This is a genomic window from Catenovulum sp. SX2, assembly GCF_052056295.1.
GTDB lineage: Bacteria > Pseudomonadota > Gammaproteobacteria > Enterobacterales > Alteromonadaceae > Catenovulum.
In genome coordinates this window covers 930798-946663 of record NZ_CP182493.1, presented here as the reverse complement: position 1 = coordinate 946663, position 15866 = coordinate 930798, and the positions used below count along the sequence as shown (strand labels likewise).

The 15866-nt window shown below is 40.2% G+C and carries 10 protein-coding genes; all 10 read right to left on the bottom strand.

Going from position 1 to position 15866, the window contains the following annotated elements; translation table 11 throughout:
• Positions 1-31: 31 nt before the first annotated feature.
• Positions 32-1234 carry an HD-GYP domain-containing protein gene (locus ACMZOO_RS03905; protein WP_440905482.1) on the bottom strand — a complete coding sequence of 401 codons (1203 nt, stop codon included), beginning with the start codon at positions 1232-1234 and terminating at the stop codon, positions 32-34.
• Positions 1235-1333: 99 nt separating this feature from the next.
• Positions 1334-4402 (bottom strand): glycoside hydrolase family 15 protein, encoded by a 3069-nt coding sequence (locus ACMZOO_RS03900; protein ID WP_440905481.1) that lies wholly within the window; start codon positions 4400-4402, stop codon positions 1334-1336.
• 263 nt (positions 4403-4665) lie between these two features.
• Positions 4666-5268: a 3-isopropylmalate dehydratase small subunit gene (gene leuD, locus ACMZOO_RS03895; protein ID WP_440905480.1), complete on the bottom strand. Its 603-nt coding sequence runs from the start codon at positions 5266-5268 to the stop codon at positions 4666-4668.
• Positions 5268-6677, bottom strand: coding sequence for a 3-isopropylmalate dehydratase large subunit (gene leuC / locus ACMZOO_RS03890; RefSeq protein ID WP_440905479.1), 1410 nt, complete (start codon positions 6675-6677; stop codon positions 5268-5270). Before leuC ends, leuD begins: the two co-directional genes overlap by 1 nt.
• Before the next feature lie 13 nt (positions 6678-6690).
• Positions 6691-7782 (bottom strand): 3-isopropylmalate dehydrogenase, encoded by a 1092-nt coding sequence (leuB, locus tag ACMZOO_RS03885; protein WP_440905478.1) that lies wholly within the window; start codon positions 7780-7782, stop codon positions 6691-6693.
• 20 nt (positions 7783-7802) lie between these two features.
• On the bottom strand, positions 7803-9365 hold the full coding sequence (leuA, locus tag ACMZOO_RS03880; protein WP_440905477.1) for a 2-isopropylmalate synthase: 1563 nt from the start codon (positions 9363-9365) through the stop codon (positions 7803-7805).
• Between the two features lie 305 nt (positions 9366-9670).
• On the bottom strand, positions 9671-10705 hold the full coding sequence (locus ACMZOO_RS03875) for an ABC transporter ATP-binding protein (RefSeq protein ID WP_440905476.1): 1035 nt from the start codon (positions 10703-10705) through the stop codon (positions 9671-9673).
• A gap of 22 nt (positions 10706-10727) precedes the next feature.
• Positions 10728-12362 (bottom strand): ABC transporter permease, encoded by a 1635-nt coding sequence (locus ACMZOO_RS03870; protein ID WP_440906333.1) that lies wholly within the window; start codon positions 12360-12362, stop codon positions 10728-10730.
• 67 nt (positions 12363-12429) lie between these two features.
• Positions 12430-13434, bottom strand: coding sequence for an extracellular solute-binding protein (locus ACMZOO_RS03865; RefSeq protein WP_440905475.1), 1005 nt, complete (start codon positions 13432-13434; stop codon positions 12430-12432).
• A 153-nt stretch (positions 13435-13587) separates the two neighbouring features.
• Positions 13588-15822: a bifunctional diguanylate cyclase/phosphodiesterase gene (locus tag ACMZOO_RS03860; RefSeq protein ID WP_440905474.1), complete on the bottom strand. Its 2235-nt coding sequence runs from the start codon at positions 15820-15822 to the stop codon at positions 13588-13590.
• Between the last annotated feature and the right edge of the window lie 44 nt (positions 15823-15866).

Below are 15866 nucleotides of genomic sequence, written 5' to 3'. Positions count from 1 at the left end.
TTAAAATTTAACTTAACACAGAGCTTAACATCTAATTACTTAAAACTTGTTTAAAAAACTTAATTAATTCAACACCAAATTGTTCTGGTTTGACCGCTTTGTCGATGCTTTCAGTACATCCAGCTTTGGCTAAGTTTACGTCTTTAATTTCTGAATAACGTTTGTGTTTAACGTGATAAAAAACCTTAACCACAGGTTGGAGTGGGTTAATTCGGTTGGCTTCTGTCACTATCGCTAGCTTGCCGCTATTTAACAACACAACTGTACCAACAGGATGTATGCCCATGCATTTGATAAACTGTTGCAGTAATTCTGCGTCTAATTCAGCGGGCGTCATAGATAACATAATTTTAAATGCGGCGCTTGGGGTCATGCCTTTTTTATAAACTCGCTCAGCCGTCATTGCATCGTAGATATCCACTATGGTTAACATCCGGCCTTCAGTTTTTATTTGTGCTTCGCCCAAACCTTTCGGGTAACCTAAGCCGTTGAGTTTTTCATGATGCAAGCTGACTATTTCAATGCATTCATCACTAATACCTTGGCTTTGCTGCAAAGTTTCGACGCCGTATTCGACGTGTTTTTGCATGATTTCAAATTCATCTTCAGTTAGGCGACCCGGCTTATGCAGAATTTCATCGGGAACCAGCACTTTACCTATATCATGCAAAAACGCACTTTGCGCCAGATGCTCAATTTCTTCATCAAGATACCCTAAATGTTTAGCGAAAATCGCCATTAAAATAGATACGTTTAACGAGTGTTCGTAAAGATATGCGTCTTTATCGCGAATGCGTGTCATGCAAGCAAGTGCATCTTGATTACGGAAAATTGAATCTATCAGTTGATTGGTTAATTCTTTAACTGGGCCTATTTCAATAGAATGCCCTTGTTTAATACCATCAATAATTTTCTGTTGGAGATTAATCGCTTCAGAATAAAGCTTTTTCGCTTTTTTCATTTCTAAACCTACGCTAGCAGGTTTGATATTGTCTTTACGTTCGGTTGAACTGGCGGTTGAGTTTATATCCGGTCTGTCATTATCTTTGTCTGGGTGTATGGTTTTGTCTGGATCTATTGCGACCTCAACCACGCCTTTTTTTGCTAAGGTATCTAACACTTGCGCTTTTTTTATCCATCCACAGGTCTTGACCGCCACTTGACCCGTTTGTTTAGTGACCTCAATAACATACATACCAATTTTAACTTCAGACAGAGGAATGATTTTTCGCATGGTTTGGGACTAATAATGGATTATATTTAATAACGATAGCAAAGGATGGCGTTTTTGCTGAAAAATCTGGCTGATTTTTTTCAGCCAGATTTTTTATTGTTATGCTGGTAACAAAGATTTTAGTACTTGTGTTACATAATGCTGCAAAGTGACAGGAGAGTGCATTAAGAGTTGCTCTAAGTGGCTTTGACATGCGCTGTCTTCACCTTCATGTTCAACTAGCTTTATTGCAGCCTGTGCCAAAATATCACCTAAAACAACATAGTTGTGGCATTTGCTGTTTTCATGCTGTTGGCAATACTGATGGTAAATCGCCAGTACTTCAACTAATGCTGCTTTGTAATAAACCGGGTGAGCTTCTTGAATGAGTTTATCAACTAAACTGGCAAAACTCTCTTCGCCCGGAGTCATTGAGCTGGTCACTAAGTCACTGTCTAACTTGGCTTTGTCGTTTGCGTGGTCGGCAAACACAATGCCTTTACAGAAAGCTAAACTTTGCCAAATAGCCGACAAAAAGTCGTCATCAAATCTTGCGATTAAACCACGCTCTGAGCGCCATAATAACCAGTCTGTGTCCATAGCATGATGTTTTTCTGCAATATACTCGTGTGAGCCGTCTTGGCGTGAAAAACTCACCTTAACGTCAATGTCGAAGGTTTTGTGTTGATTTTCCAATATCGACTGCACTTTTTGCATAAATTGATATGGCGACAGTTGTGCTAGTACTTCCATGGTGACACATTGTTTACTGCTGTTCTCAGTACACATGCTTAACATGTTGTGCAAGTGGATTGAACGTATACCGTTAAACAATTGTGTATTGGTTCTAATTGTATAACTTAATATTACCAGCAGTTCTTGGACTAAAGTTCTTTCTAATGGTGTTGTTGCTGCTATATCAAGCGTATGTAATAGCTCTTCTTGATCTAACAAAGACTCGTCGCCACTTAACACTGTTAAGTTGTTAGTGCCAACTAATATGCTGAGATTACGTGAGCATAACAGTGATAAATCGTCGGCTAAATCAGCATGTGCTTTGCCTAATGCTGAGAAGCACCAACGAGCAGTCAACCAATAATTATTATGTCGAGCAATCTGATAACAGGCTTCAATAACCTGTCTAAACTTAATCGTTCCGTCAGTGCTAACATCGTCGTCTAGTTTGTACTTAGTCGCCCAAGTGACGAGCAGCTGGTAACATTTATCATCGCAACTTTCTAATTCAGCAAAGTTTTCTGACAGTTCTGGCGTGAGCGCTGCTGGGCTAAATGGATAAGCCTTATTAGCCAAATTGAAACCTTGAGTAAATTGCATTGCTGCTAATTCAAAGTTAGGTAAGTTGAGCTTACAGTTGCGTGATGCTCTTAGCGCTAGCGCTGCTGAAGCATAACCAACATTGTTAAACTGATTACGTAATTGCAGTTTTTTCAATGCATCAAACAGAGGTTTGGTTTGCGCTGATTCGCACATGGATTGTGTCACCATATAAGTGACAACGGCTGCTTCGCGGTTGATCCAGTGTTTATTGATGTGATTAATTTCATTCAATAAAATTTCGCAATCTAGTTCGGCGTCATAGTTGCGATAGTTGCAATTATCTTGCTGTACTGACGACAAACATAAATATTGTGCACCGTTTATTTGATAGGTTTGTGCCGTGGCTAAACTTTGCATACGGCGGCGCGGTCGGCCAGTTAAACCCAATACGCGGTTTTCACCCAAGTGCTGATAAGCATCAACTAACTGGTTGGCTGACATAACACTTAGAGGCGCTATTTCCGCTGGTGTTTCAGCGATAACACCATGATCTGCAAGTAGCTGTTTAATTTGTTCATTTTCAGCTAAAACCACAATCGCAATTTGGGTTTTATTTTGGCTAGTAGAGCGAAAACGTAACTGGCATGGGTCTAAATCATCTAACTCAATTAAACCTTCATCTAGCATAAAACCTGTATAGAACAAGCTTTGCGCCCAAACTAAAGGTAAATTTTCGTTAGGCACTCGTGGTTGTGAACCCGGGTTTTCTTTCTCGGCCGCGACATGCTCTTGCGCAAGATAATAAAGCTCAGGGATCAGCATTTTACCGTCTTGTTCAACCATGATTGATTCTATCTGGCTGCGGTAATGTTGTGCTTGTTCTTCGTCACCATCATATAAGGCTTGAATATATAAATAGGTGAAGAACAAAGGCCATTCAGATTCAATATCTTTGAAGTTGGTTAACTCGTTATGTTCGTAATGAATACGGCTATGATCTTCAACTGCGGTTTGGTGACCATCCCATAAGAAACGTTTGCAGCCAAATTGACCCCCTAATTCATTGATAATTTTATCACGAGTTTTTTTAACTAGCTTTTTGTCACCAACGGCAAATGCCGGGAAACCAATAATGCTTAATAAAGCACTATCCACTTCTTTAGAAATAGATTCGCGTGGTAACAAGCGGGCTAGGGTATTACGTGCGCGTGAAATGCCATCTGGAATTGAGTGGACAATTGCACGCGAACTTGCATTTTTACCAAACAAGTTAAAGCCATCTAATGCTTGTAACGCTGCTTTTGCCATACCAACTGAGCTAGCGTTAATTTCGGTTTTACCATTGTTGATTTTGTTGCCGCGTTCCCAAATGCCATAGTCCGGAATGCGGTATGCAAAGGCTATGTAATAAATTAAGTTCTGAACAAAATCTACTTCGTCATAAGTATTGACGATACGTAAACCAGAAGCTGTCATTTGCGCAATCATTAACAAAAATATTGAGGTGGCATCTATTTGTAAGTGCCCCCAGGCGTCATCGGCAACAACAGTTAAACCTGATTCTGTATCATATTTGGCGTGTAATGCATCTTTTGCGTGCAAAGTGTGCTTAAATTTTTCCACTTTGGCTGATTGGCGCATCATAGATTGCAATAAACCGCGCATTAGTTTTATCGTCGCTTGGCATAACTCGTCTGAGCGTTCTGTTTCGCCAACTCTTTTGTATGCAAGGCCGAGCGCCCACACACTCATAATTGAGTATACGTTGTCGCGCACCCAAGCATCTGTGTAGTCACCATGGGTGGTAATTGCGGTACTCGCTGGTAATAAGCCAGTAACTGGGTGCTGCCGTTTTAAAATGATATCTTGGATATCTTGGTATAGACGATTCAATATATTGGTATTGTTCATAGTCGTTATCCGCACAAAAATCGGTATTTTTGTATTTTTTAATAGTTCTTCTTTAGATTAGACAAATTATGCAAATATTACACCTGTATCTGAGTAATTTTTACGACAACTTGTTGAAATGTAGTTTAAAAAACAAAAAAGGCCACACTAAGTGCAGCCTTTTTATAATTTGCCTAAATCCGTTTAACGATATGTTAACCTATGCAACTGAGCAGTTAAGTTGAATACGTATTCAAATCATTTCGACGGTTTATATTGGATAGTTATTTTAACCAACTTGGTAATTTACCTTCGTAAGCTGAAATATCATCAGCAAACTGTAATGTCCAACCAATTGAATCCAAACCATTGATTAAACAATGTTTATGAAAGTCATTAATTGGGAAGCTGTATGCTTTACCATTCACAGTTAAACTTTGTGCAGGTAAATCAACTTCAAATGCAACATTGGCATCAGCTGCCACTGCTTGGAACAATTCTTCAACTTCACCTTCAGTTAATTTGATTGGCAAAATTTGATTGTTCATGCAGTTACCGTAGAAGATATCCGCAAAACTGCTTGCTACAACTACGTCAAAACCAAAGTCTTTAATCGCCCAAGGAGCGTGCTCACGGCTAGAGCCACAACCAAAGTTATCACGTGATAACAAAACGTTTGCACCTTGGTATTCTGCTTTATTTAACGCGAATTCTGGATTGTCTTGTGTGCCAGCTTCGTCTAAATAGCGCCAGTCGTGGAATAAATGTACACCAAAACCAGTGCGGTCAACTTTTTGTAAAAACTGCTTTGGGATAATTTGGTCAGTATCCACGTTAGATTTATCTAACGGTGCAACCTTGCCATTAATTTGAGTAATACCTGACATTATTTGCCCTCCACTAAAGTACGTACGTCAACAAAGTGACCTGAAACAGCCGCAGCTGCAGCCATTGCTGGGCTAACTAAGTGAGTGCGACCACCACGGCCTTGGCGACCTTCAAAGTTGCGGTTAGAAGTTGATGCACAGCGCTCTTCAAAACCTAACTTGTCGTCGTTCATGGCTAAACACATAGAACAACCTGGTAAACGCCATTCAAAACCAGCTTCGATAAAGATTTTATCTAAACCTTCTTCTTCTGCTTGTTTACGTACTTGACCTGAACCTGGTACAACTAAAGCTTCGATGCCAGCTTGAACTTTACGACCTTGTGCAACTTTGGCGGCTGCGCGTAAATCTTCAATACGGCTGTTGGTACAAGAGCCAATGAATACTTTATCAACAGCTAAATCAGTTAATGCCTGACCTGCTTGAATGCCCATATATTTTAATGCAGCTTCACAAGATGCACGCTCAACAGCGTTTTCAAAAGACTCTGGTGCAGGTACTGGTTCGTTGACACCAATTACTTGGCCAGGGTTAGTACCCCAAGTCACTTGTGGGCTAATGTCTTCAGCTTTTAAGCTAACCACAGTGTCAAACTTAGCGTCAGCGTCAGATTTTAAGCTAGTCCAATATTCAACCGCTTCATCCCACGCCGCACCTGTTGGTGCAAATTCACGATCTTTTACATAGTCGATAGTGGTTTGGTCTGGAGCAACTAAACCCGCTTTCGCGCCAGCTTCGATACTCATGTTACAAATGGTCATGCGTTGTTCCATGGATAATGCTTCAATCGCATCACCACAATATTCCATAACATGACCTGTTGCGCCGTCCATACCAATTTTGCCGATAATTGCCAAAATAATATCTTTTGCATCAACACCAAATTGTAATTGGCCGTTCACTTCCACTTTCATGGTTTTATAGCGATTTTGTTTTAACGTTTGAGTTGCTAAAACATGCTCTACTTCTGATGTACCTATACCAAAAGCTAATGCACCAAATGCGCCATGGGTAGCTGTATGCGAATCACCACAAACAATAGTTGTGCCTGGTAAAGTAATACCCAACTCTGGGCCGATTACATGCACAATACCTTGTTTTAAGTGGCCTACGCTGTATAAACGCACGCCGAACTCATCACAGTTTTGTTGTAATGTTTGCATTTGAATACGCGCCATTGGAGCCGCAGCATCAATTGCAATAGATTTGGTTGATACGTTGTGGTCCATAGTTGCGAATGTTTTATCAACACAACGCACAGGACGATTCTTTTCACGTAAACCTGAAAATGCTTGTGGTGAAGTCACTTCGTGGACTAAGTGACGATCAATATAAATTAATGGCGTTTCGCCTTCTTCGGCACGCACTATGTGCGCATCGTAGATTTTGTCGTATAAAGTTTTGCTCATTTTTACAATCGCTCTAAATTAATTCTGCTATGTAATCACCCACTTGGGCGGTTGTTTTGGCTTGGTCTCGTTTCTCTGGTGCCAGTAGTTCACCAGTTAACACACCATCATTTAGAGTTTTAACAACAGCGGCTTCAATTGCGTCAGCAATGTCATTGCGGCCAAAACTAAAGCGTAACATCATAGCGGCAGACAAAATTTGTGCGATTGGATTAGCAATACCTTTGCCTGCGATATCAGGTGCACTACCACCAGCTGGTTCGTATAAACCAAAACCCTGCTCGTTGATAGAAGCTGAAGGCAACAAGCCCATAGAGCCAGTAATCATCGCACTTTCATCAGAAATAATGTCACCAAATAAGTTCGAACATAATACAACGTCAAACTGGCTTGGATAACGAATTAACTGCATAGTCGCGTTGTCGATATACATGTGCTCAAGCTCAACTTGAGGGTAGTCTTTATGTACTTCTTCAACCACTTCACGCCACAATACGCTGGTTTGTAATACGTTGGCTTTGTCGATAGACAATACTTTACCACGGCGTTTTAACGCAGCTTCAAAGGCGATAATAGCGATACGACGAATTTCGCGACGCGTATAACGCATGGTATCAAAACCATATTCTTCTTCGCCTTCGCCTTCACGACCTTTTGGTTTGCCGAAGTAAATACCTGAAGTTAATTCACGTACCACTAAAGTATCAAAACCACTTTTAGCAATGTCTTCACGTAATGGTGACAAAGCTTCTAAACCCGGATAAATACGGGCAGGGCGTAAGTTGCTGAATAAATCAAAATGGCCACGTAAACCGAGTAGGGCAGCACGCTCTGGTTGTTGTTGTGGTGGCAATTTAGCCCATTTAGGACCACCTACTGAACCGAATAAAATCGCGTCAGCTGCTTCACATGCTGCAAGTGTAGATGCTGGCAAAGCTTCGCCATGGTTGTCAATTGCGATACCACCTACATCGTGTTCGCTCATATCAAACTCAACGTTGAATTTCTTTTCAACAACGTTTAATACTTTTAAAGCTTCTGCCATGACTTCTGGGCCAATGCCGTCACCCGCTAACACTGCAATTTTCATTTTGTTTTCAGACATTTCTGATTTTCCTGCTCGTTTTAGTTCTGCGTGGCTTGTTCGTTCTGTTTAGCCTGCTTTTGCAATTCAATTTGGTCTGCACGGTAGGCCAAATTCATTACGTTGATTAATGCTTGGGCTGAGGCTTCAACTATATCTGTTGATAAACCAAAGCCGCGGAATTTTTGCCCTTTGTATTCAACAATAATATCAGCTTGTGCTTGTGCATCTTCACCGCCGGTTTTTGCTGAAATTACGTAGTCTTTAACCTCTAAATCCATTTCAACTATTTCTAACAATGCACGATAAGTTGCATCAACAGGGCCGTTACCTAAAGCTGATCCCGAGATTATATCATCGCCAACTTTTAATTTAACCCCTGCTGTTGCAGTTTCATCTGTACCAGAAACAGCAGCTAAGTAGTTTAACTGATAATGCTGTTTGTCCATTTGTTGTTGGTTGAAGTACAACAAGGCTTCTAAGTCGTAATCAAACACTTGGCCTTTGCGGTCAGCTAACTTCAAAAAGCTGGCATACAATTCTTCCAAGTTGAAATCTTGCTCGGTATAACCCATTTCTTGCATACGGTGTTTAATTACATGACGTCCGCTGCGCGAGGTCATATTCAAGTCATTGGTACTCTTGCCAATGCTTTCTGGGGTTATAATTTCGTAAGTATTTTTCGCTTTTAATACGCCATCTTGGTGTATACCAGAGCTGTGGCTAAACGCATTTGCACCCACAATTGCTTTGTTTGGCTGCACTGGCATGTTGCATAACTGGCTAACTAAACGAGAGGTGTGATAAATCTCTTTAGTATTAATTCCGCTGTTGGCACTGAACATATCTGAGCGTGTATTTAAAATCATCGCTACTTCTTCTAATGAACAGTTACCAGCACGTTCGCCGATACCATTAATGGTACATTCAATTTGGCGTGCACCCGCTTGCACGGCTGCAATTGAATTAGATACAGCTAAACCTAAATCATTGTGACAGTGTACTGATATCACAGCTTGGTCGATATTTGGTACACGGTTGAATAAGGTTTGAATAATGCCGCCAAATTCACTCGGAATTGTGTAGCCAACAGTATCCGGGATATTGATAGTACGAGCGCCTGCTTTAATCGCGGCTTCTACCATACGGCATAAATTATCAATTGGGGTACGGCCTGCATCTTCACAAGAAAATTCTACGTCATCGGTAAATTTACGTGCGTATTTAACTGCATTGACACCCATAGCTAAAACATCATCAAAACTACGTTTTAACTTTTGCTCTACATGAATCGTTGAGGTAGATATGAAGGTATGAATACGGAATTGATCAGCAACACTTAATGACTGTGCACATGCGTCGATATCTTTTTCAACAGCGCGGGCTAAACCACATACAATTGAATTTTTAACGTTTTTAGCAATGGTTTGCACTGATTCAAAATCGCCAGGGCTAGAAACAGGGAAACCTGCTTCCATTACATCTACACCTAATCTTTCCAAGGCCAATGCAATTTGCAATTTTTCACGAACAGATAAGCTCGCGGATAAAGCTTGTTCGCCGTCTCTTAATGTTGTGTCGAAAATTATTACTCTATCAGACATAGTTTAGCTCCTGTTTGTTTAAGGCCCGGAAACGGCGCGAATCTAATAAAAAACCCGCGCTGTTGAGCACGGGTTTTTTGTTTCGAAATCTTGATTTAAAGGTTTAGTTTGTCTCGAAACAAATCCTCCCGCACTCTAAATGAGTGAGGCTTAGCAGATTTGTAAGCGAGAGGAATAAAGTCATTTCATAAACCTTGTAAATTAACGAGTAAGTCAACAAATGTAACTTTGATGTGTATTTTGGTGTTATTGGCCTTAGATGTCAATGTTTGCTTGGTCTAAAAATAGAATTAGCCCAATCGCTTTTATTCAAAAAACACTTTGTTAATTTGCGCATTTATTTTTACTGAGACAGTTTTATGCAAAAAGGAGCTTGCTGCTTTTACTTTAATGCTTTGTTGTTGCCACTGTAAAACCGACTCATAACATTCCCCAATAAAACGTTCGTTGTGCACCTGCAGTTCTGAATTTGTATCTGTGGTTAAACTGAATTGATGCGGGCGTAAATAAATTAACGCTGTTTTACCAATAAATTCAGCCAAATTTTGTTCACCAGCGTAATGTGCTTCACCAAAAGGTGTTGATAGCTGGTTAGCTGACTTTATTTCACTTTTTAGCCATAAGCCTTCACCCAAAAATTCAGCGATATAACTAGTCGCTGGGGCATTAAAAAGTTGTTCTGGTGTATCTACTTGCTCGATTCGTCCTTGATTAACGACAGCTATCCGGTCGCAAAATGCAAAAGCTTCATCTTGATTATGGGTTACAAACAAAGCTGAAATTTTTTGCGATTTAAGTAAGTTGCGAATATCTGTTATCAGTTCGAATCTCAATTGTGGGTCTATATTCGAAAAAGCTTCATCAAATAACAAAATAGTTGGCTCACAGGCAAGTGCTCTAACTATGGCTATGCGTTGTTGCTGACCACCTGATAATTGATGAGGGTAGTGCTGGGCGTATTCAGCCATTTTTATCAGCTTGAGCATATCCGTTACTTTTTGCTCTTGCTGTTTACGCGATAACTTTTGCAAACCAAAAGTGATGTTTTGCGCAACGGTTAAATGGGGAAACAGCGCATAGTCTTGAAATATTAAACCTGTATGGCGCTGTTCTGCCGGCATATTTGTGTCTGCAGATAATACTTGTTTATCACCAATGCGAATATCGCCAGATACTTGTTCTAGCAACCCAGCTATCGCTTTTAAAATTGTACTTTTGCCGCCGCCGGATGCACCAAACAGGGCGACAATTTCACCTTGCTGAACCTCTAGGTCTAGATCGCTAATTATGTTTTTGTTTTGATAGCTGACAGCTAAGTTTTTAACAGATAATACAGACACTATAATTTCCTACATGCTCTGGCTAATGTTGTTCAATCGAGCGGTTAATCATAATCAAAGGAACTAAACCTACTAAGACGATAACTATAGCGCCCAAGGCTGCTATTTCTAACTGTTCAGTACTGGCATATTGAAATACATAAGTTGGCAGCGTTTGAAAATCGAATGGACGCAATAATAAAGCTGCCGGCAACTCTTTCATACTTTCAACAAATATTAATAAACCCGCGACTAACACGCTTTTTCGAATCAAGGGCAAATGTACTTTGCGAAATATTTTATAGCTAGATTGCCCCATAGTTTTTGCCACCATATCTAATGACGGACTGACTTTGCCATAACTGGCTTCAATACCTTTATTGGCTATCGCGACAAAACGTGCACTATGGGCAAAAACGATTGCGATAAATGAACCGCTGAGTAACAAGCCTGGCGTAGTCAAATTTAAACTTTCGGCAACTTGATTAATTTGGTTGTCTAAAAATGCCAAAGGAATGAGTACACCAATTGCCATAACTGTGCCTGGAATGGCATAGCCTGAGCTTGCGAGTTTTAAACTGCTTTTGTGTAACTTAATTGGTTTTATACGCAAGCTGAAATTCAACACCAGTGCGAGCGCAATGCTAATGGCCGCGGTTAGACCCGCTATTAACAAACTATTTAGGGTAAATTGCACTAATTCGTTGTTCCACGCTTGGGCAAAATAATCTATTGCATAGTTTGCCAAAATTACTAGTGGAACGACAAAAGACAGCAATAAAATTAAACTGCAAAAGCCAATGGCGGCAATACTTTGTTTTTTGTTTAATTGGTAGCTGAGTTTATGTGCTGAAAGTTTTGCGTCGTTGTGAGTTTGTTTTTTGCCATTTTGGATACGTTCAAAATAGAGCAAGACAAATATACCTGCAACCATGATGACAGACAATTTTGCGGCGGCGGCTAGATCGTAATAACCTAACCAAGTATCGTAAACTGCTGTTGTTAAGGTACTAACTGCAAAATATTTCACTGTGGCAAAATCAGCAATACTTTCCATTAAGACTGACGCTGTACTGGCGATAATCGCGTTTCTTGCAATTGGCACTGACACTTTAAAAAAACTTTTCAGCGGGCTATAACCTAAAGTACGCGCAACATGAGTCAAATTTGCTTGCTGCTCAAGAAATCCGGCTCGCACCATTAGATAAACATAGGGATATAACACAAAAGCGAGCACGACAATTGCGCCGGGTAAACTACGAATATCAAAAAAATAATAGTCGCTGGCAGATTGCCAGCCAAACCAACTGCGTAAGCTTGTTTGAATAGGACCCGCATAATCAAACAAGTCAGTGTAAGTATAGGCGACTATATAAGCAGGCATCGCCAATGGTAACACCAATGCCCATTGAAAAAAGCTTTTAAAGCGAAAATCACAAACGGCTATTATCCAAGCTAATGGCACGCCTATGCATATTACTAATACGCTGACCCCCAAGGCTAATAAACAGGTATTAATCACATAATCAGCGAGCACGGTTTGTTGAATGTGGGCAAAGGTATCGCTATTAGGGGCAAGCGCTTCGATAGCGATACTGATAAGTGGAACGGAAATAACTAAGGCTATCAGCAGGGTTGAGATATGAATTTTACAAAGCTGTTTGCAAGCAGAAAACAAACTGGCAAAGAATGATTTGCCAGTTTGTTGTTGAATGTTAGTTTGAGAAAACGAAGACAAACATCACCTATAAGTCGAATTTCACCCCATCAATCAGTTTTAGTGCTGCTGAACGATTTTCGGCTACTTTGGTCAATGGAAGCGTATCTTCCTTAAATTCACCCCAACTTGCAACTAGCGAAGCGGGTTTAACTTGAGGATTTACCGGATATTCAAAATTCAGTGATGAATATGCTTGTTGAGCTTGCGCTGAAGCCAAAAACGCAATGAGCTTTATCGCATTTTGTTTGTTCGGTGCGTGTTTTGCAATGGCTGCGCCGGAAACGTTCACATGTGCGCCACGGTTTTGCTGATTTGGATAAACGATATGAACTGAGTCTGACCATGCTTTTTGTGCTGGATCAGTAATCATTTTACCGAAGTAGTAGCTGTTACCCAAAGATACATCACATAAACCTTCACTAATGGCTTTTACTTGGGCTCTGTCATTGCCTTGTGGTTTACGCGCTAAGTTTTCTTTTACTGCTAATAGCCAAGCTTTTGTGTGGGCTTCACCATGATGCGCTATCATAGACGCAACTAAACCTAAGTTATATGGATGTTTACCACTGCGTGTACAAATTTTACCTTTAAATTCTGGTTTGGCTAAGTCTTCATAACTTAAAGCGAAAGGTGTAGCTACGCGGTTTTTTGCCGCGTAGATGTTGCGGATACGTTTAGTTAATGCAACCCAGTGACCATTTTCATCACGAAAATGTGCCGGTATGTTTGCACTGATATCCGCGTGATTAAAAGCTTGAGTTAAGTTTTCATCTGACAGTTGTAACAACTTGCTGAAATTTGAAGTTAATACAACATCTGCTGGGCTATATTTACCCTCACGTTTGATTCTTTCAATCAAACCTTTTTCCGCAAACACAACTTTGGTTTTGATGCCTGTTTGCTCGGTAAATTGTTGCAAAATGGGCTCAATCAAAAAAGCTTGGCGGAATGAATAGATATTAACAGTGTCATCTTTAGCAAAACTTGGCAAGCTGATAGCTGCAAGCAATATAAAACTTAAAATTTTCATAGAGATTAGTAACTTATATTAATGAGAATTGTTCTCATTAATTGTAATCAAAGTGACGCAAATGTACAGTGCTTTTTAGTTGATGTAGACAATTATCTACACTGATTTTTAGTTAAGGTTTGGCTTGTTTACGCCAAACCTCATTTTGCAATTTTAGTGATGTTGATGAGAGTTTTGATGCTCAGCAACAAAATTTTGCACTTGCTCTGGCGCAAGTGGTTTAGCGTATAAAAAGCCTTGAACTTCTTCACAGCCCATATCTAGCAGTTTGCGCTCTTGTACCATTTCCTCTACACCTTCGGCAATTGTATGTAAACCGAGTTTTTTGCCAAGTGCTAATACAGTTTCTACAATCACTTCACCATTTTTGCTCAAAATATCGCGAACAAATGCTCTGTCTATTTTCATGCGATCTAACGGCAGTTGATGCAAATAGTTCAACGAGCTAAAACCTGTCCCAAAATCATCGAGGGAAACTTGAATACCTTCGGCTTTTAACAAGGTGAGGGCATCAATCACTGCTCCTGGGTTATTCATTAATACACTTTCGGTGATTTCAAGTTCAATTGACTGAGGTTTGACTGCAAATTTGTGTACAGTATCTATGATGGTTGGAACAAATTTAGGGTTTCTAAATTGCGCCATAGATACATTAATGGCAATACGAATTTTATTATAACCCTTGTCTTCCAGTTGTTTTAGCTGGCGACAAGACTCTTCAACAACCCAATTGCCTATGTCTATCATTAAACCAGAATGTTCCGCTAATGGCACAAACACTTCCGGCTCTATCATGCCACCTTCCACTCGCGGCCAGCGCAATAGCGCTTCAAAACCTATTACGTTGTGCGAGCTTATATCAAGCTGAGGTTGAAACCAAACTTGCAACTTATTGGCGGCAAAATCTTCGCGCAGTTGGTGTGCCATACCCAAACGCCAAGCTGTTTTTTGCTCCATGGTATCTGAAAAATACGAGTAACATTGTTGACGGTCTTTTTTAGCTTGGTTTAGCGCTATGTCTGCATGTTTTAATATACGAATGCCAGTTTTATCGTTTGGATCTCGGTCACAAAAACCCATACTAAAGTGCACTGGGATACGCTGATCTTGAACTTTCAGTGGGTAGTCGAACAACTCTAAAATATGTTCAGGATTGACCAATATTTTATGACCAATAATACCAAAGACATCAGCACTAACACGCGCTAGTCGGCTATTGTTTCCATATTTTTCTTTTAAGCGCTCAGCAACCGCTCTAAGTAAATGATTACCAGTTTCTTGACCCAAACCATCATTGATATCGGCAAAATGAGTTAGATCAACCAAAACGACAGTGTCGCCCATAGATGGATCTTGCACATATTTATCTAACATGCGGATAAAATCGGTACGATTAGATAAGCCGGTTAAATTATCGCGAAATGCCATGTTCTTCAGCTCTTGAAACAGCTGAACGTTTTCTAAACTAACCCCAACATTGCTCAGTAACACGTTAGTTAATTGTTCATTAAATTGGCTAGAATCTATGCCTTCATCCAAATAAATTGCTGCGTGAAACTTTTTGCTTTTTACAAATAAAGCCATATCAGCAGCATGCAATTGATGCTGCTGGTGGTTTAAACATTGGCTTAGCTGCATTATGATGCGGCCGTTGTCTAGTTGCTCAATTAATTGACCATTACAATCTTGGTAATCAGATGTACTACCAATCACAAAAGGGCGCGCATTTTCCTTGTTGATCGGTCTGACACAAATTAACCCTTGCGCATGAATTTCTAATAAATCGTTGAGTGCACTAACAGTTTCTTGAGTAAATTTTTGTGGGTCTTGTTGCTGCAATTGAACGCAAGATGCAACTATATTGGCCAGTTGCGCTTTGCTTTTTTCAATTTGGGTTATTTGGTCGAAACTTCGTATAGCTGAGATCAAAGTGGTGACTAATTTGCTGCGGGTCAGTTCTGTTTTGGTTTTGTAGTCATTTATGTCGTATTGCTGAACTACGGTTTCTTCAGGCGCATAACCAGGCTGACCAGTACGCAGTATGATGCGTGTATTGGTTTGACCCAGCTGATCGCGTATATGTTTAACAGCATCTAACCCTGCATTTTCATGCTCCATCACTACATCCATCAAAATCACAGCAACATCGTGATGATTTTGCATATATTCGATAGATTCTTTACCTGAATAGGCGTGGCCAAAATACAAAGGTTTTCCAAGTGTTTCTAAACCACTCAGTGCTAATTGGGTAACTGAATGAATTTCAGCGTCATCGTCTACAACTAAAACGTGCCAAGCGTTACTTGGGTCAACTTCATCCGGCTCGATGTCCAAATCGTCGTCGTCATCAGCAAATAGAATTACATCGTCTAATTTATTTTGCAGCATATGAGTTCCGGTAAGTAAGATATTGGCAAATATTGAGGTTTAAC

What these genes read in the sequence shown, in the direction of transcription:
- leuA (WP_440905477.1), bottom strand. Translation starts at nt 9,365, where the DNA reads ATGTCTGATAGAGTAATAATTTTCGACACAACATTAAGAGACGGCGAA.
- leuB (WP_440905478.1), bottom strand. Translation starts at nt 7,782, where the DNA reads ATGTCTGAAAACAAAATGAAAATTGCAGTGTTAGCGGGTGACGGCATT.
- leuD (WP_440905480.1), bottom strand. Translation starts at nt 5,268, where the DNA reads ATGTCAGGTATTACTCAAATTAATGGCAAGGTTGCACCGTTAGATAAA.
- leuC (WP_440905479.1), bottom strand. Translation starts at nt 6,677, where the DNA reads ATGAGCAAAACTTTATACGACAAAATCTACGATGCGCACATAGTGCGT.
- ACMZOO_RS03865 (WP_440905475.1), bottom strand. Translation starts at nt 13,434, where the DNA reads ATGAAAATTTTAAGTTTTATATTGCTTGCAGCTATCAGCTTGCCAAGT.
- ACMZOO_RS03905 (WP_440905482.1), bottom strand. Translation starts at nt 1,234, where the DNA reads ATGCGAAAAATCATTCCTCTGTCTGAAGTTAAAATTGGTATGTATGTT.
- ACMZOO_RS03860 (WP_440905474.1), bottom strand. Translation starts at nt 15,822, where the DNA reads ATGCTGCAAAATAAATTAGACGATGTAATTCTATTTGCTGATGACGAC.
- ACMZOO_RS03900 (WP_440905481.1), bottom strand. Translation starts at nt 4,402, where the DNA reads ATGAACAATACCAATATATTGAATCGTCTATACCAAGATATCCAAGAT.